Raw genomic sequence first — 16,275 nt, 5'->3', positions numbered from 1 at the left:
AGTTCATGCCGCGCAGATCACGTGAAGATCACAAAGTTGAACGCCGTTCTTGCTCAGCTTCGCCCGGCTGCGCCGGCGGCCGGGGTGAACTCCACGGGCAGGGTGCGCAGGCCGCGCATGATGAGCCCGCCGCGCCAGCGCAACTCGTCCGGGTCCACGGCGAGCCGCAGGTCGGGCAGCCGGGTGAGCAGGGTGGCGAGCGCGGTCTGGCCCTCCAGCCGGGCGAGCGGCGCGCCGAGGCAGTAGTGGATGCCGTGGCCGTAGCCGAGGTGCTGGTTGTCGCGGCGGGCGAGGTCCAGCACGTCCGGGTCGGCGAACCGCTCCGGGTCCCGGTCGGCCGCCGCGAGCACCACGAGCACCGGGTCCCCGGGGGCGATGTCCTGGCCGCCGATGGTGAGCGGCTCGGTGGCGAACCGCCAGGTGGCCAGCTCCACCGGGCCGTCGTAGCGCAGGAGTTCCTCCACTCCGGTCTCCAGCAGGTCCGTCTCCCGCCCGGCCAGGGAGCGCTGGAGCCGCGTGCGCTGCTCGGGGTGGGTGAGCAGGGCGTAGGTGCCGTTGCCGATGAGGTTGACGGTCGTCTCGAAGCCGGCGAACAGCAGGATGAACGCCATCGCCGCGGCCTCGTTCTCGGTGAGGTGCTCGCCGTGGTCGGAGGCCCGGATGAGGCCGGAGATGAGGTCCTCACCGGGTGCGGACTCGGCGGGCAGCGCCTCGCGCTTCTTGTGGATCAGCTCGGCGAGGTAGCCGCGCATCTTCTTCACCGACCGGGCGACTCCGCCCCGGGGCCCGCCGCCGTGCCGGATCATCATGCCCGCCCAGTCCCGGAAGTCGTCCTGGTCCTCGCGCGGGACACCGAGCAGGTCGCAGATGGCGTAGATGGGCAGCGGGAAGGCGAACTCGTGGATGAGGTCGGCCGAGCCCTTCTCGGCGAACCGGTCGATGAGGTGGTCGGTCAGCTCCTGCACCCGGGGCGCGAACTCCGCGACCCGGCGCGGGGTGAACGCCTTGCTGACCAGCCGGCGCAGCCGGGTGTGGTCCGGCGGGTCGATGTTCAGCAGATGGGTCATCAGCTCGGCCTTGCGCTCGCCGGGGATGCCGGTCTTGCCCTTGGCGTGCGCGGGCTCGTCGTGATGCGCCGGGTTCTTGCTCAGCCGCTGGTCGGCCAGGGCCTGCCTGGCGTCGGCGTACCGGGTGACCAGCCAGGCCTCGACCCCGCTGGGCAACCGCGTCCGGTGCACCGGCGCGTGCTCGCGCAGCCAGGCGTAGGCGGGATAGGGATCGGTGGCGAACTCCCAGGTGAACAGGGCGGGAACGGGGCCCGGGGCGGAGCCGGGGGCGGTCCGGGGGTGGTGCTGGTCGGTCACTCCCCGACCGTATCCGGACGCGGGTGGGCCTCCGCGTCCCGGTGCCCGCCGCGGGCCGCGTGTATCGCCTCGGGCCCGGCACCCTCCGCCTCCCGGATCGCGTCCCGGTAGGCCCGCGCCGCCGCCCGCAGGGCCGCCTCCGGGTCCACGCCGTCCGCCTCGGCACGCACCGCCAGGGCGAGCAGTTCGTAGCCGAGGCCCTCGCCGTGCGGCAGGTGTACGTCCAGGCCCGCCGTGCGGGCGCGGGAGGCGAGCTTGGCGGCGAGGGCCAGTCCGGGCTGGCCGAGCGGGACGCCGTCCGTGACCGAGGTGCGCTGCTTCTCCTCGGCCTTGGTGCGCAGCCAGTGCTCCTTGACGTCCTCCGGCGTCTCGGCCTTCTCGTCGCCGAAGACATGCGGGTGCCGGTGGACGAGCTTGGCGACGATGCCGCCGGCCACGTCGTCGACGGAGAACGGCGCGTCCGGGTGCTCCTCGGCGATCCGGGCGTGGAAGACGACCTGGAGCAGGACGTCGCCCAGCTCCTCGCGCAGTTCCTCCCGGTCGCCGGCCTCGATCGCCTCGACCAGCTCGTACGCCTCCTCCAGGCCGTACTTGGCGAGGCCCTCGTGGGTCTGCCGGGACGACCAGGGGCACTCGGCGCGGATGCGGTCCATGACCTGCACGAGGTCCAGCAGGCGGGCGCCGGGCAGGTCGTAGGAGGCGGGCAGCAGCTCCAGCTCCGGCATGGCGACGCGGCCGGAGCCGGCCAGCCGGGCCAGGCCGTCGGTGAGGGCGGGCTCTCCCTCACCGGTGGCCACGACCACCACGGTCCGCCCGCCGGCGCAGGCGTCGACCAGCTCCTGCGCGGTGGGCGACGCCTCCCGCACCGCTATGCCCGCCTCGCGCAGATACGGCAGCTGCGGATGCGCCCCGTCCGCGCACAGCACGGCGTCGGCGGCGCGCAGGGCCTGCCAGGCGGGCCAGGACAGCAGGCCGGGCGCGACGCGGTGGCTGGTGGTGAGCAGGACGACGCGACCGGGGCCGGCGGCGGGAGCGAGGTCGGAGCTGGATGCGTTCACGACCCGAACGTAACCCACGGCGGGAGGCAGCGGATCTGGATATCCACAGGGTGAGGGTGCTCGTGTGATCGTATGACCGCCGACCGTCGACCGGCTACGCCGTCAGCGGCTCCCCGCCCGATGCCGTCGTGACCTCCCGCACCCACGGCGTCCTGGCGTCCACGCGGCTGCTCTTCTGCGCGTCCCAGGTGCCGTAGCGGGGGTTGAGGGAGATGCGGAGTTCCCGGGAGGCGGTGGACAGGGCCTTCCAGAAAGCGGGCCGGCCGGTGTCGGTGCCGAGCTTCTGGGCCAGCTTCTGCGCCTCCAGCTGGAGCCGGAGGTTGTCGTCGAGGTGCGCGGGGGCGATGCCGTACTTCTGCAGCCAGGCGGCCTGCAGCCCCTTGGCCCCGCCGGCCTGCTGCTCCAGGCCGGCGCGCATCTGCTGGACCTCCTTGCGGGTGACCGTGATGTCCGCGTCCTGCGCGGCACGGTCCAGCACCCGGTCGAGGACCATGTTGTGCAGGGTGTCCCGGGTGAGGCTGCTGGTGGAGGCGAGGACCTGCCGGTACTGGGTCTCGTCCGGCACCGCGGCCCGCTGTGCCGCGCGGACCTCGTCGACCCGGCTCTCCAGCTGGGCGACGGTGATCCGCTGCCCGCCGACGACGGCCGCGGCGCCCGGGTGCGCGTCGTTGCCGCAGGCGGTCAGCAGGGGTGCCGCGGCGGCGATCGCGGCGGTGAGGACGAGCGCGGTGCGACGGCGGCGGTGCAAGGGAACCTCCAAGGGAGATTGCAATAACAGGTGCGGCGCGCAGCGCCTCCGCCAGGGGTGGTGGTCGGGCGACGGGCGGGCGCACAAAGTCTTGCGGTGATCGATGGTAGGCAGTGGGCGGGCCGGGGCCAACCCATTCGACCAACGATTCGCCTGCGTTTGGGGCACCGCTGCGCCCGCCGCACCCACCGCTTCGGCTCAGCCGGTGCCGCACGCCCTGTCCGCGACGTCGTACCCGCTAACCGCGCACCTGTCCGAGCCACTGCAGGGTGCGCCGGATCTCCAGGGCCGTCGGGTGGCCGGGGCCGTGCAGCCGCTCCACGTCCATCAGCAGCCGGGCCAGCGTGTCGTGGGCGGACGGGCGGTCGCCCAGGGCGAGCAGCAGATGGCCGATGCGCCGGCGGACGTCATGGGCGAGCTGCGGGTCGCCGGAGACGTACTGGTTCTCGTAGTACGGCAGCAGCGCGCGGTACGCGGCGAGCGCCGCCGCCGGTTCGCCCAGCTGCTCCAGGCACTGTGCGGCCTCGTAGCGGTAGCGCAGGGACTGCGGGTCGGCCTGGCCGGCCTCGGCGGCGCGTTCGTCGGCGAGGCGGCGCAGCTCCGGCAGTGCGCGCCGGTACTGGCCGTCGTCCATGAGCGTCGCCGCGTACTGCTTGCGCAGCGTGCGCACCACCGGGGAGTGCTCGCCGTGCTGCTCGGCGGCGGCGGGCAGGATCGCGCCGAGGATGTCCACGGCCTGGGTGATGCGCCCCTCCCCCAGCAGCCGCTTGACCTCGTCCACGGCGGCGGCGACGTCGGGCTTCCCGGCCGCCGGTGGCGCCGGCGCGACCGGGGCGGGCTGGGGCGCGGGGGTCCGCGCGCGGTCCGGCCAGGGGGCGTGCGGGCGCAGGAAGGGGCGCGTGGGGTCCAACGGCGCCCCCGTGGGCGTCCCGCGCGCGGGCAGGAGCAGCGCCAGGTCCTCGTACACCTCCTGCGCGGAACCCGGCCGGTGCTGCGGGTCCTTGGCGAGCAGCCGCAGCACGAGCGACTCCAGCGCCTCGGGGACCTCGGGGCGGATCCGGCGCACCGGCTGCGGGGGCTCGTACAGGTGCCGGTGCAGCACGCCGAGCGCCGTGGAGCCCGCGAACGGCACGTCACCGCTGAGCAGTTCGTGCATCAGCACACCGAGCGCGTACAGGTCGGTGTACGGGCCGACCGCGCCGCCCATCGCCTGCTCCGGCGCCATGTAGGCGGGTGAGCCGATCGGGGAGCCGGTGTGGGTGAGGCGGGTGGTGTCGGTGTCCATGACGGAGGCCACGCCCAGGTCGAGCACGGTGACCGTGCCGTCCTGCTTCACCATGACGTTGCGCGGCTTGAGGTCGCGGTGCACGATCGGCACGGCGTGCACGGCGCTCAGCGCGGCGCACAGTTGCGCGGCCACCGCGACCGCCCACGGCCACGGGTACGGATCGTGCTCGGCGAGGTGGCCGGACAGGTCGGCGCCGTCGACGTACTGCATGACGAGGAACAGCTCCTCGCCCTCGCTGCCCGCGTCGTGCACGGTCACCAGGCCGGGGTGGTCCACCTGCGCGGTCACCCGGCACTCGCGCAGGAACCGGCGGCGCAGCTCGTCCGCCTCCTGGCCCGCCACCTTGTCGGGGCGCAGCAGCTTCACCGCCACGCGCCGGTCGAGCCGCCGGTCGTACGCCGTCCACACCTGGCCCATGCCGCCCTGCCCGATGAGCGTGGACAGTTCGTACCGGTCGGCGACGACTCGTCCTGCCGCCGCGCTCACCTGCCGCCCTCGTGGCTGTCGTGCCGGCCGTCATGCTTGCGCAGGTAGTCGCTCAGCTCGTCCAGTTCGGCGCGCACCTGCTCGATGTGGGTGGGCGCCGGGCGCTGCGGCGGCGGGGTGGCCAGCGGCGGCCGGGGCGGGGGCGTGTGCGGCATCGGGGGCGGCGTGTGCGGGACGGCCGGGGCCGGCGGGAAGGGCGACTCGCGGCCCGTGCGACCGAGCGGCACGATGGGGACGGTCACCGGTGGGTACGGGGTCGCGGGGCCCGGATAGGCGTACCCCGTCTGCGCCGCATACCTGCGCCGCCACATCCCGTAGTGGCGGATCTCCGCGGTGAGGTAGTACGCCATCGTGGCCGCGAGCCCGCCGAGCAGCATGAACATGCCGAAGTAGCCGATCGGGGTGTGCACGTCGTCGCCCGGCTCGCTGCCCACCAGCGCCAGGCTGAGGAAGTTGATGATCAGCGCGGCGCCGAACAGGCACCAGTCCAGCGCCCGCCGCGTGACGATCGCCAGCCGCAGCAGCATCACCCAGGCCAGGAAGCCGATGCTGAGCATTCCGATCGCCACGAACAGCAGACGCAGCAGAACCAGCCCTGCGGTGTGGGGCGGCTGCTTCACCGGCTGTCCGTAGCCGTGGCCTTGCATGACTGCTCCTGATGCCTGATGTGGGCGTGCGTGTCCGCCCGGCGCGCTCCGCGGGGCGGGCAACGCCGGTCGTGCGATGGTCGCTTCGAGCATATGACCCGACACGGACAAGGACACGGCCGAGCGTCCCGGTTGTACCGAACCGTTGCCCGGCCCGCACCCGCGATCAGTCAGGTGCCACCGAGCCGGCGGTGAGGTCGTACATCCCGCGCACGAGCTGCTCCCCGAGCCGGCTCGCACGGCGCAGCGCCCGCTCGGACTCGGCGGCTACAGGGCGTGCCGCATCCACACGTTGGGCTCGACGTAGACGGCGTACCCGCGCTCCGGTTCGCAGCGGACCGGGACGAGCGCGCCGGGCACCTCGACGTCCTCCGCGGTGTCGAACGGCAGCCCGGTCCAGCGGCGCCACTCCTCCAGCGAGGCGCCCACGGTCATGGAGGCCGGTGCGATGGAGTCGATGCGTGCGCCGGCGCGCGCGTGGACGCGCAGCCAGGGGTCCTCGGGCAGGCCGTCGGGGCGGACCCGGTGGGCGTACTCGGTGATCGGGGTGTGCGGTTCGCGGTGCTTGGCGCTGGGGCGGACGGGGGCGACGACCTCGCGGAAGCCGCGGGCGCGGGCGCGCTCCCGCATCGCCGAGAGCATGACGGCGGACAGGCCGTGGCCCTGGGCGTGCGGGGCGATGGTGACGGAGATGGCGCTCACCGTGTCGGGGCGGGTGCCGCGGCGCAGGTCGGCGAAGGCCCAGAGCAGGACCTGGTCCCAGCCGCGCGCGGGCAGGGTGTGCCGGCCGTCGGTGCCGAGGGCGAAGGGCACGCTGAAGGCGTGGGCGACGATCTCGCCGTGCCCGTCCTCGGCGAACAGCGCGTACTCGGGCAGTTCGGCGGGGATGCGGCCGTAATGCGCGGTGCCCACGGGGTCGTTGGTCACGAACTCGGGCCAGGTGTCGGCCATCTCGAACAACGCCGGCAGCCGGTCGGGCCGCTCGGCGATGCTGCTCACCTTGACGTCCATGACGCCCACGGTAGGCGCCGGCTCCCGGCACCGGAAACGGGTTTGCCGGTCAGCGGGGTGACGCCGGCGCCCGGCTCACCGCGCCCGGAAACGGTCCGGCGCCTTGGTGGGGTTGCCGCCCGCCGGGAGTTTCTGGCCGGGGCAGCCGGTGAGGACCTTCTTCATCGCGGCCTTCTCGGCGGCGGTGACCCACAGGCCGTACTTCTTCTTCACCGCGACCTGGGCGGCCACATAGGTGCAGCGGTACTTCGGGTTGGGCGGCAGCCAGGTGGCCGTGTCGCCGTCCCCCTTGCCGCGGTTGGCGCTCGCGTCGACGGCGATGAGGTTGAGGGGGTCGTTGGCCAGCGCTATGCGCTTGCCCGGGTCCCAGTACTCGGCGCCCTTCTGCCAGGCGTCGGAGAGGGCGACGACATGGTCGATGTCGACCTGGCTGCGGCCGCGCCGGTAGGTGATGTCCTTGCCGGAGTAGGGGTCGGGCGCGAGCAGGCCGTAGGTGACCTTGCAGGTGCCGCCGGTGAACTTCACGTCCTTCAGGTCGCGTTTGAGTATGTCGTCGCGGGTGTCGCAGGAGTTGGAGTCGGTGTCCGCCCACGCGGCGCCGAACCGGGCCCGGGAGTACCCGGTCTTCGGCGCCCGTCCCTTGACGGTCAGTGAGTCGGCGGCGGCCAGCGCCGCTCCCCCGCCCTGCGCCCTTCCGGGTCCGGCGGACCCCTTGCCCTGCTCGCTCTTGCAGCCGGCCACGGCGACGGTCATGACGACCACCGCGGCGACCGCTCCGCCCCTCAGACGCGTCACGGTACGTCCCCCTCGCTCGCCCTCGTCCGCCCTGCCGGAACGGGCGGATCGTTCCTGCCCACGGTAACGGACCCCCGTCTTCCGCCAGATGGGACCAAAAGGTTCTTTCAGGGGCAATGTGCACCCGACTTGGAGCAGGGAAGGGGCTTGGCGGGGGAGTCCGGGGGGCACGGCCGCGCGCCCGCTCACACCTTCCGGGAGGCCTGCTTGACCTTGTCACCGGCGTCAGGGTCCGAGGATCCCGGCATGAGCGAGGACACCCGCACCCACAGCCCCCGTACCGTCGTCGTCACCGGTGCCGGTACCGGTATCGGCCGGGCCACCGCGCGCGCGTTCGCCGCCGGGGGCGCGCGGGTCGTCGCGGTCGGCCGCCGGGCGGCGCCGCTGGCCCGGACGGCCGACGGGCACCCCGGTATCACGCCGGTAGCCGCCGACCTCACGTCCGGGGACGGCCCCGGGACGGTCGTGCGTACGGCGCTGGAGCGGTACGGCCGGATCGACGTGCTCGTGAACAACGCGGGGGTCGTCACCCCCGGCTCCCTGCGCACGTACACCCGCACCTCGGTACGCCCGCTGCTGGAGACCAACCTCCTCGCTCCCGTGCTGCTCACCCAGGCCGCGCTGCCGGCGCTGGAGGCCGTCGGGGGTGTGGTGGTGAACGTGACGACCTCCGTCGGTCAGCGCGCCTGGCCCGGCAACTCCCTCTACGCGGCGGGCAAGGCCGCCCTGGAGACGCTGACCCGCAGCTGGGCCGTGGAACTCGCACCGCACGGGATCCGGGTGGTCGCCGTGGCGCCCGGCGCGATCGACACGCCCATCGGGGAGCACTCCGGCTTCAGCCCCGAGCAGGTGGCGGGGCTGCGCGCGTGGCAGCGGGAACACACCCCGCTCGGCAGGATCGGCCGCCCGGAGGAGGTCGCCTGGGCGATCACCGGGCTGGCCTCCCCGCAGGCGTCGTTCGTGACGGGAGTGGTGCTGCCCGTGGACGGCGGCGCGGTCGTCGCCTGACCGGCCGCCCTCAGCGGGCCGGGTCCCCCGCCTCCCGCAGCGCCGCCGCCAGCCGGTCCCGTACCGCCGTCTGCGCCGCGATCCGCGCGTCCAGCACCGCCAGCCGGTCCCGGGCGACCCCGAGGCCCTTGGCGGAGGCGGGGCCGGCGGTGACGTCGCCGTCCAGGCAGGGCAGGAACACCCGTATGTCGTCCAGGGTGAGGCCCGCCTCCAGCAGGTGCCGGATGTTGCGGACGCGTACGGCGGCCCGGGCGTCGTACTCCCGGTAGCCGTTGACGGCGCGTGCGGAGGTGATCAGGCCCTGCTGCTCGTAGTGGCGCAGGGCGCGCGGTGTCGCCCCGGTCGCCGCCGCCAGTTCACCGATCCTCATGTCCCTCCCCCACGGCTCCTACGAGCCCAGGACCGAGGCGAGGAACTCGCCCACCCAGCCCAGCAGTTCGCGGCCGACCAGCGGCTTGCCGCCGACCTTCGCGGTCTTCGGGCGGGGGACCAGCACCTGGTGGGCGGCGGGCTTGATGACCGTACCGGGGTAGAGGCGCTTGACCCGCAGTTCCTGCGACTCGCGCAACTCCACCGGTGCGAAGCGGATGTTGGTGCCCTGGAGCACGATCTCGCCGACGCCGCACGCGCGCGCGAGCATCCTGAGCCCGGCCACCAGCAGCAGGTTCTCCACCGGTTCGGGCAGCTTGCCGTAGCGGTCGGTGAGTTCCTCGCGGACGGCCTTGATGTCCTCCTCCGAGTTGGCGGAGGCGATGGCGCGGTAGGCCTGCAGGCGCAGCCGCTCGCCGGGCGCGTAGTCGTGCGGGACGTGGGCGTCGACGGGCAGCTCGATCTTGACTTCGAGCGGCGCCTCCTCCACGCCTCCCGCCGACGGCTCCCCCGCCTCCAGCTGGCGCCGGTAGTCCGCGACGGCCTCGCCGACCATGCGGACGTACAGGTCGAAGCCGACGCCCGCGATGTGCCCGGACTGCTCGCCGCCGAGGAGGTTTCCGGCGCCGCGGATCTCCAGGTCCTTCATCGCCACGTACATGCCCGCGCCCATCTCGGTGTGCTGGGCGATGGTGGCCAGGCGCTCGTGCGCGGTCTCCGTGAGCGGCTTCTCCGGCGGGTACAGGAAGTAGGCGTAGCCGCGCTCGCGGCCCCGGCCGACCCGGCCGCGCAGCTGGTGCAGCTGGGAGAGGCCGAAGGTGTCGCCGCGCTCCACGATCAGCGTGTTGGCGTTGGAGATGTCGATGCCGGACTCGACGATCGTGGTCGAGACGAGGACGTCGAACTTCTTCTCCCAGAAGTCGACGACGACCTGCTCCAGCGTCGATTCCGACATCTGGCCGTGGGCGGTGGCGATGCGGGCCTCGGGGACGATCTCACGCAGCCGGGCGGCCGCGCGGTCGATGGACTCGACCCGGTTGTGGATGTAGAAGACCTGGCCCTCGCGCAGCAGTTCGCGGCGGATGGCCGCGCCGATCTGCTTCTCCTCGTACGGCCCGACGAAGGTGAGCACCGGGTGGCGCTCCTCCGGGGGTGTGGTGATCGTGGACATCTCGCGGATGCCGGTGACCGCCATCTCCAGGGTGCGCGGGATGGGTGTGGCGGACATGGTCAGCACGTCCACGTTGGCGCGGAGCTTCTTGAGCTGCTCCTTGTGCTCGACGCCGAAGCGCTGCTCCTCGTCGACGATGACCAGGCCCAGGTCCTTGAACTTCGTCTCGGAGGAGAACAGGCGGTGGGTGCCGATGACGACGTCCACCGCGCCGTCCTTCAGGCCCTCCAGGACCGCCTTGGCCTCGGTGTCGGTCTGGAAGCGGGACAGCGCCTTCACGCTCACCGGGAACTGCGCGTACCGCTCCGAGAACGTCCCGAAGTGCTGCTGCACCAGCAGGGTCGTCGGGACCAGGACGGCGACCTGCTTGCCGTCCTGTACGGCCTTGAAGGCGGCCCGCACCGCGATCTCGGTCTTGCCGTAGCCGACGTCGCCGCAGATCAGGCGGTCCATGGGGACCGACTTCTCCATGTCCTCCTTGACCTCGGCGATGGTGGTGAGCTGGTCGGGCGTCTCGGCGTAGGGGAAGGCGTCCTCCAGCTCGCGCTGCCAGGGGGTGTCGGCGCCGAAGGAGTGTCCGGGGGCGGCCATGCGCGCGCTGTAGAGCTTGATCAGGTCGGCGGCGATCTCCTTGACGGCCTTCTTCGCGCGCGCCTTGGTCTTCGTCCAGTCGGCGCCGCCGAGCCGGTGCAGGGTGGGTGCCTCGCCGCCGACGTACTTGGTGATCTGCTCCAGCTGGTCGGTCGGGATGTACAGCCGGTCGCCGGGCTGGCCGCGCTTGGCGGGCGCGTACTCCACGACCAGGTACTCGCGGGTGGCGCCCTGCACGGTGCGCTGCACCATCTCGATGTACCGGCCGACGCCGTGCTGTTCGTGGACGATGTAGTCGCCCGGCTCCAGGGTGAGCGGGTCGATGGTCTTGCGGCGGCGGGCCGGCATCCGGGCGCCGTCCCGGGTGGCGGTGCGCTGGCCGGACAGGTCGGTCTCGGTGAGCACGGCGAGCTTCAGCGCCGGGTCGACGAGGCCGTACTCGATCGAGCCGCAGGAGACGTGCACGACGGACGGGCTCAGCTCGCCGAGGTCGGCGTCGAGCCGTGCGGCGATGCCCTCGCCGCCGAGTACCTCGACCGTGCGGGCGGCCGGGCCGTGGCCCTCGGTGACGAACACCGTGCGCCAGCCGTCGGCGAGCCAGCCCTTGGTGTCGGCGAGGGCCCGCGCGGTGTCGCCGCGGTAGGTCTCGGGCGCGTGCATGCCGAGCTTGAGGGTGTCCGCGTCGAGTTCCTCGTCCGCCGCGAAGGGCGAGACCGACCACCACATCATGTCCAGCTCGCGCGCGCGGTCGCGGACGTCGGCGATGGACCACAGGGAGGCGGCGCCGACGTCGATGGGCGCCTCGCCGCCGCCGGCGGTGGCCGCCCAGGAGGCCTGCAGGAACTCCTGGCTCGTCGCGACGAGATCGGCTGCCCGCGTGCGGACCCGCTCCGGGTCGCAGACCACGGCCATGGCGCCCTTGGGCAGGACGTCGAGCAGCAGTTCCATGTCGTCCACGAGGACGGGGGCGAGGGACTCCATGCCCTCGACCGCGATGCCCTCGGCGATCTTGTTCAGGAGTTCGCCCAGCTCCGGGTGTTCCTCGGCGAGGGCACGCGCGCGTGCCCGTACGTCGTCGGTGAGCAGCAGCTCGCGGCACGGCGGTGCCCACAGGCCGTGTTCGGCGACTTCGAGGGAGCGCTGGTCGGCGATCTTGAAGTAGCGGATCTCCTCGACGTCGTCGCCCCAGAACTCGACGCGCAGGGGGTGTTCCTCGGTGGGCGGGAAGACGTCCAGGATGCCGCCGCGCACGGCGAACTCGCCGCGCTTCTCGACCAGCTCCACGCGCGCGTAGGCGGCGGCCGCGAGGGCGTCCACGACGGCGTTCAGGTCGGCGGTCTGCCCGGTTCTCAGGGATACCGGCTCCAGGTCGCCGAGGCCCTTGACCTGTGGCTGCAGCACGGAGCGCACGGGTGCCACGACGACGGAGACCGGGCCGGTCCCGGGGTCGTCCTGGCTGGGGTGGGCGAGGCGGCGCAGCACGGCGAGGCGGCGGCCGACGGTGTCGCTGCGCGGGCTGAGCCGCTCGTGCGGGAGGGTCTCCCAGGAGGGGTACTCCACGACGCCCTCCGGGGGGAGGAGGGAGCGCAGGGCTGCCGCCAGGTCCTCGGCCTCGCGGCCCGTGGCCGTGACCGCGAGCACGGGGCGGCCGGCCTCGCGGGCGAGGGCGGCCAGGGCGAAGGGGCGGGCCGCCGGGGGGCCGACGAGGTCGACGTGCATGCGGTTGCCGTCCGCGGCCGCCGTGATCGCTTCCGCGAGGGCGGGGTCCTTGACGACGGCGTCGAGCAGACCGTGCAGGCTCATGGGGGCTTTCCGTCCGGGGGTGGGCAACGCAAGTAGCCCGGCGCGGGTGGCAGCCGGGGCTGTCCAGCCTACGACGCCGGCGGCGTTGCCGTCGGGGGCTGTGGACAACCCTCCGGAAGTAGGCCGCCGGCACAGCCCGGAGAACACCCCGGCAGTACAGCCCGGTGCCGGGGAGTCTCCAGGACTCCCCGGCACCGGGTCTTCCCCCGCAACCCCCGTATGCGGTGGTCTTCGCTCCGGACCGCGCGGCTAGTCCGTCGCGATGGCGTCGAGGACGTTCATCCGGCCCGCGCGGAACGCCGGGATCAGCGCGGCGAACAGGCCCACGAAGGCCGAGGCGACGAAGACCGTGACGATCGTCGGCCAGGGGATGTCCAGGATGTTCAGGCCCTGCAGGGCGAGGAGCTTCTGGGCGGTCGCGCCCCAGCCCATGCCGAGGCCGAGGCCGAGCAGGGCGCCGAAGACCGCGATCACCACGGACTCCAGGCGGATCATGCGGCGCAGCTGGCGACGGGAGAGCCCGATGGCCCGCATGAGGCCGATCTCCCGGGTCCGCTCGACCACCGACAGCGCCAGGGTGTTCACCACGCCCAGGACCGCGACGATGATGGCGAGCGCCAGCAGGCCGTAGATCATGTTCAGCAGCTGGCCGATCTGGTCCTTGAGGTCCTTCTTGTAGTCGGTCTGGTCGCGCACGGTCAGGTCGGGGTAGTCGTGCAGGGCCGTCTTCAGCGCCTTGTAGGCGGCTGCCTGCCGCCCGTCCTCGGCCATGGCGAAGAGGAGTTCGTCCTGCGGCATCCTGTCGGCGGGGACGTACGTGGCCATCGTCCTGAGGGACGTGTACTTCGCGCCCGCGTCGATGAGACCGTCGCTGCTGGTGATCGCCCGTACGGTCAGGTGGCCGGTGGAGCCGTCCGCGAAGGCGACGGCGATCCTGGAGCCGAGCCGGATGCCGTGCTCCCTGGCGAACTTGTCGGGTACCGACATCGAGTCGGGCCGGTAGGCGTCCTTCAGGTCGCCGGCGACCGTCCTGGTCCGCACGTCGGTCGCGAGGGTCGGGTCGGCGGCCATGATCGTGGTCTTCTTGACGGTCGTGCCGTCCGGCATGGTGAGGTCCGCGTCGGTCCACTTGTACTCGGTGATCCGCTTGAGGCCCGGCGTCTCCTTGACGGCCTTGACCGCCTGCGGGGTGATGAGCGCGCCCGGGGTGCCGCTGCGGATGATGAAGTCCGTGCCGACGGTCTTGTCGAGCTGGTCGGTGGCCGAGGCGACCATGGAGGAGCCGACCACCGACAGGGAGGCCACCAGGGCCAGGCCGATCATCAGGGCCGCGCCGGTGGCGCCGGTGCGGCGCGGGTTGCGCAGCGCGTTGCGCTCGGCCATCCGGCCGACCGGGCCGAAGATCCGCAGCATGATCGCGCCGAGGACCCGGACCAGTCCGCCGGCCAGCAGCGGGCCGGTCACGACGAAGCCGATCAGCGTGGCCACCACGCCCAGGCCCAGCCAGCCCGAGCCTGCCTTGGCCTTGTCGGCGGTGGCGGCGGCGTACAGGCCCCAGGCGCCGGCGGCGGTGAGGAGCAGCCCGATCACGGCGCGGACGGTGCCGGCCCTGGCGTCGCCCGGGACGCCCGCGTCGCGCAGCGCGGCCATCGGGGAGACCTTGCCGGCCCGCCGGGCGGGCAGGTAGGCGGCCAGGACGGTGACCACGACACCCAGGAGCAGGCCGACGGCGGGGGTCGTCCAGGCGACGGTCAGGTCGTCGGTGGACAGGTGCATGCCCATCCTGCCCATGAGCTTCATCAGGCCGACGGCGATGCCGACGCCCGCGCCGACGCCGAGCAGGGAGCCGATCACGCCGAGCAGCAGCGCCTCGGTCAGCACCGACCGGTTGACCTGCTTGCGGGAGGAGCCGATGGCGCGCATCAGGCCGATCTCGCGGGTGCGCTGGGCGACCAGCATGGAGAAGGTGTTGATGATCAGGAAGATGCCGACCAGGAGGGCGATCCCGGCGAAGCCGAGCATCGCGTACTTCATGACGTTCAGGAAGCTCTTGACGCTCTTCTGGTTGGCGTCGGCGACCTCCTTGGCGGTCTGCACCTTGTAGGCGTGCCCGAGGACCGCGGTCACGTTCTTCTTCAGCTGCTCGTCGGTCACCCCCTGGGCGGCGGTGACGTTGACGTCGGTGTAGACGCCGGTCTTCCCGACCAGGGTCTGCTGGGCGGTCCTCGTGTCCAGGTAGAAGATCGCCGCGCCCGGGTTGGTGACCTGGAAGGCGGCGATGCCGGACACGCGCGCGTGGTGGGTGCCCACGACCGAGATCACGCCGATCTCGTCACCGAGCTTCAGGTGGTGCTTGTCGGCGGTGTCCTCGTCGACCATGACCTGGTCCGGCCCCTTGGGCGCCGCACCGGTGGTGATCTTCATGGTGCGGGCGTCCTTGCCGTTCCAGCTGCCGACGATGGTGGGCGCGCCGCTGCTGGGCGACAGCTTGTCCTTCCCGGCGTCGACGACGGTCACCGAGGTGGAGAACACCGTGCCCTCGGCCGACCTCACGCCCCGCGCCCCGCGGACCCGGCCGAGCACGGAGGCCGGCATGACCGGCGGCTTGCCGGTGCGGGAGACCGTGTCACCGGCGTCGGAGGAGCCCTTCGCGCTGACCGTCACGTCCGAGGCCGTGGCCTGGAACAGCTTGTCGAAGGTGGTGTTCATCGTGTCGGTGAACACCAGCGTGCCGCACACGAACGCCACCGACAGCAGGACCGCGACCGCCGAGAGCGCCATACGGCCCTTGTGCGCGAAGAAGTTGCGCATCGAGGTCTTCAGGACGGTCATGACGTACGTCCCCGGGCGTCGAAGTCCTTCATCCGGTCCAGGACCTGATCGGCCGTCGGCTGGTGCATCTCGTCGACGATCCGGCCGTCGGCGAGGTAGAGCACACGGTCCGCGTAGGAGGCGGCCACCGGGTCGTGGGTGACCATGACGATGGTCTGGCCGAGCTCGTCCACCGAGCGGCGCAGGAAGCCGAGGACCTCCGCGCCGGCGCGCGAGTCGAGGTTCCCGGTCGGCTCGTCCCCGAAGATGATCTCCGGCCGGGCGGCCAGCGCGCGGGCCACGGCGACACGCTGCTGCTGGCCGCCGGAGAGCTGGGCCGGCCGGTGCCTGAGACGTCCGGCGAGCCCGACGGTCTCCACCACGCGGTCCAGCCACGCCCGATCCGGCTTGCGCCCGGCGATGTCCATGGGCAGCGTGATGTTCTCCAGCGCGTTCAGCGTGGGCAGCAGATTGAACGCCTGGAAGATGAACCCGATCCGGTCCCGGCGCAGCTGGGTGAGCTTCTTGTCCTTCAGGCCGGTGATCTCGGTCTCGTCCAGGAAGATCTGACCGCCGGTCACGGTGTCGAGCCCGGCGAGGCAGTGCATCAGCGTGGACTTGCCGGACCCCGAGGGGCCCATGATCGCGGTGAACTGGCCGCGCACGATGTCCACGTCGACGTGATCGAGGGCGACGACACGGGTCTCCCCGGACCCGTACGCCTTCACGACCTGCCGCGCCCGCGCGGCAACGGCCGTAGGCCCTCCAGTGCCCCCGTGCCTGGGAATGGTCACAGCCGATGTCACGGTATGTCTCCTATGTCGGTTAACAAGTCGGTGCGGTGGATACGCCGTCGAGTCTCATGGCCGGCGGGTCCGTGGCGCTCTGGTGCGAAGCCCCCTGTTTCGTGGGGGAAAACCCCACCCCGCCGGTGCGGTCAGCCACCCCCCGGCGGCGTAAAGCCAGGCTAAGGAGCGGGCCCCGCCCCTCTCCTCCTCCGGGGGTACGAACCCTCCCCGAGCCGTAGTACGGAGGTACCCCTAGGGGAGCTCCACCCCCGGGCGGAGACCTTCTCGGGGTCGCCTCCACCCTTCGGCGCGCACAGCCTCCACCCTCCCGTCGCGT

At 72.7% G+C, this 16,275-nt stretch carries 12 protein-coding genes; 1 reads left to right on the top strand and 11 read right to left on the bottom strand.

The window, feature by feature from the left end:
- Window positions 1-53 precede the first annotated feature (53 nt).
- From ABT171_RS26000 to ABT171_RS25970, 7 genes are all read right to left on the bottom strand, one after another.
- On the bottom strand, window positions 54-1,364 hold the full coding sequence (locus tag ABT171_RS26000) for a cytochrome P450 family protein (RefSeq protein ID WP_351247757.1): 1,311 nt from the start codon (window positions 1,362-1,364) through the stop codon (window positions 54-56).
- A complete protein-coding gene (locus tag ABT171_RS25995) occupies window positions 1,361-2,422 on the bottom strand; it encodes a nucleoside triphosphate pyrophosphohydrolase (RefSeq protein ID WP_351247755.1) in 1,062 nt (353 codons plus the stop codon). The genes ABT171_RS26000 and ABT171_RS25995 overlap by 4 nt, the downstream gene beginning before the upstream one ends.
- A 94-nt stretch (window positions 2,423-2,516) precedes the next feature.
- On the bottom strand, window positions 2,517-3,170 hold the full coding sequence (locus ABT171_RS25990) for a SurA N-terminal domain-containing protein (RefSeq protein WP_351247753.1): 654 nt from the start codon (window positions 3,168-3,170) through the stop codon (window positions 2,517-2,519).
- 238 nt (window positions 3,171-3,408) lie between these two features.
- The gene (locus ABT171_RS25985; RefSeq protein WP_351247913.1) at window positions 3,409-4,902 is read right to left on the bottom strand and encodes a serine/threonine-protein kinase; all 1,494 of its coding nucleotides are present in this window, start codon (window positions 4,900-4,902) and stop codon (window positions 3,409-3,411) included.
- Between the two features lie 38 nt (window positions 4,903-4,940).
- Window positions 4,941-5,591, bottom strand: coding sequence for a hypothetical protein (locus ABT171_RS25980; RefSeq protein ID WP_351247751.1), 651 nt, complete (start codon window positions 5,589-5,591; stop codon window positions 4,941-4,943).
- Between the two features lie 267 nt (window positions 5,592-5,858).
- The gene (locus ABT171_RS25975; RefSeq protein ID WP_351247749.1) at window positions 5,859-6,602 is read right to left on the bottom strand and encodes a GNAT family N-acetyltransferase; all 744 of its coding nucleotides are present in this window, start codon (window positions 6,600-6,602) and stop codon (window positions 5,859-5,861) included.
- A gap of 75 nt (window positions 6,603-6,677) precedes the next feature.
- On the bottom strand, window positions 6,678-7,397 hold the full coding sequence (locus ABT171_RS25970; protein WP_351247748.1) for an HNH endonuclease family protein: 720 nt from the start codon (window positions 7,395-7,397) through the stop codon (window positions 6,678-6,680).
- Between the two features lie 246 nt (window positions 7,398-7,643).
- Between ABT171_RS25970 and ABT171_RS25965 the strand changes: the two genes are divergently transcribed.
- The gene (locus ABT171_RS25965; protein ID WP_351247746.1) at window positions 7,644-8,405 is read left to right on the top strand and encodes an SDR family NAD(P)-dependent oxidoreductase; all 762 of its coding nucleotides are present in this window, start codon (window positions 7,644-7,646) and stop codon (window positions 8,403-8,405) included.
- 10 nt (window positions 8,406-8,415) lie between these two features.
- On the opposite strand, the gene ABT171_RS25960 is transcribed toward ABT171_RS25965, so the two are convergent.
- The 4 genes from ABT171_RS25960 to ABT171_RS25945 all read right to left on the bottom strand — a co-directional run bounded on the left by ABT171_RS25960 (window position 8,416) and on the right by ABT171_RS25945 (window position 15,956).
- Window positions 8,416-8,775 (bottom strand): MerR family transcriptional regulator, encoded by a 360-nt coding sequence (locus ABT171_RS25960; RefSeq protein ID WP_351247744.1) that lies wholly within the window; start codon window positions 8,773-8,775, stop codon window positions 8,416-8,418.
- An 18-nt stretch (window positions 8,776-8,793) separates the two neighbouring features.
- Window positions 8,794-12,339: a transcription-repair coupling factor gene (gene mfd / locus ABT171_RS25955; RefSeq protein WP_351247742.1), complete on the bottom strand. Its 3,546-nt coding sequence runs from the start codon at window positions 12,337-12,339 to the stop codon at window positions 8,794-8,796.
- A 249-nt stretch (window positions 12,340-12,588) separates the two neighbouring features.
- Window positions 12,589-15,171, bottom strand: coding sequence for an ABC transporter permease (locus ABT171_RS25950; RefSeq protein ID WP_351247740.1), 2,583 nt, complete (start codon window positions 15,169-15,171; stop codon window positions 12,589-12,591).
- Window positions 15,168-15,956, bottom strand: coding sequence for an ABC transporter ATP-binding protein (locus tag ABT171_RS25945; RefSeq protein ID WP_351247738.1), 789 nt, complete (start codon window positions 15,954-15,956; stop codon window positions 15,168-15,170). Before ABT171_RS25945 ends, ABT171_RS25950 begins: the two co-directional genes overlap by 4 nt.
- Between the last annotated feature and the right edge of the window lie 319 nt (window positions 15,957-16,275).

The sequence above is a fragment of the Streptomyces sp. NPDC001851 genome (genome assembly GCF_040297165.1).
GTDB lineage: Bacteria > Actinomycetota > Actinomycetes > Streptomycetales > Streptomycetaceae > Streptomyces.
The sequence above is the reverse complement of the archived record's forward strand: the minus strand, read 5'-3'. Positions and strand labels throughout refer to the sequence as shown.

What these genes read in the sequence shown, in the direction of transcription:
- ABT171_RS25980 (WP_351247751.1), bottom strand. Translation starts at nt 5,591, where the DNA reads ATGCAAGGCCACGGCTACGGACAGCCGGTGAAGCAGCCGCCCCACACC.
- ABT171_RS25975 (WP_351247749.1), bottom strand. Translation starts at nt 6,602, where the DNA reads ATGGACGTCAAGGTGAGCAGCATCGCCGAGCGGCCCGACCGGCTGCCG.
- ABT171_RS25965 (WP_351247746.1), top strand. Translation starts at nt 7,644, where the DNA reads ATGAGCGAGGACACCCGCACCCACAGCCCCCGTACCGTCGTCGTCACC.
- ABT171_RS25960 (WP_351247744.1), bottom strand. Translation starts at nt 8,775, where the DNA reads ATGAGGATCGGTGAACTGGCGGCGGCGACCGGGGCGACACCGCGCGCC.
- mfd (WP_351247742.1), bottom strand. Translation starts at nt 12,339, where the DNA reads ATGAGCCTGCACGGTCTGCTCGACGCCGTCGTCAAGGACCCCGCCCTC.
- ABT171_RS25950 (WP_351247740.1), bottom strand. Translation starts at nt 15,171, where the DNA reads ATGACCGTCCTGAAGACCTCGATGCGCAACTTCTTCGCGCACAAGGGC.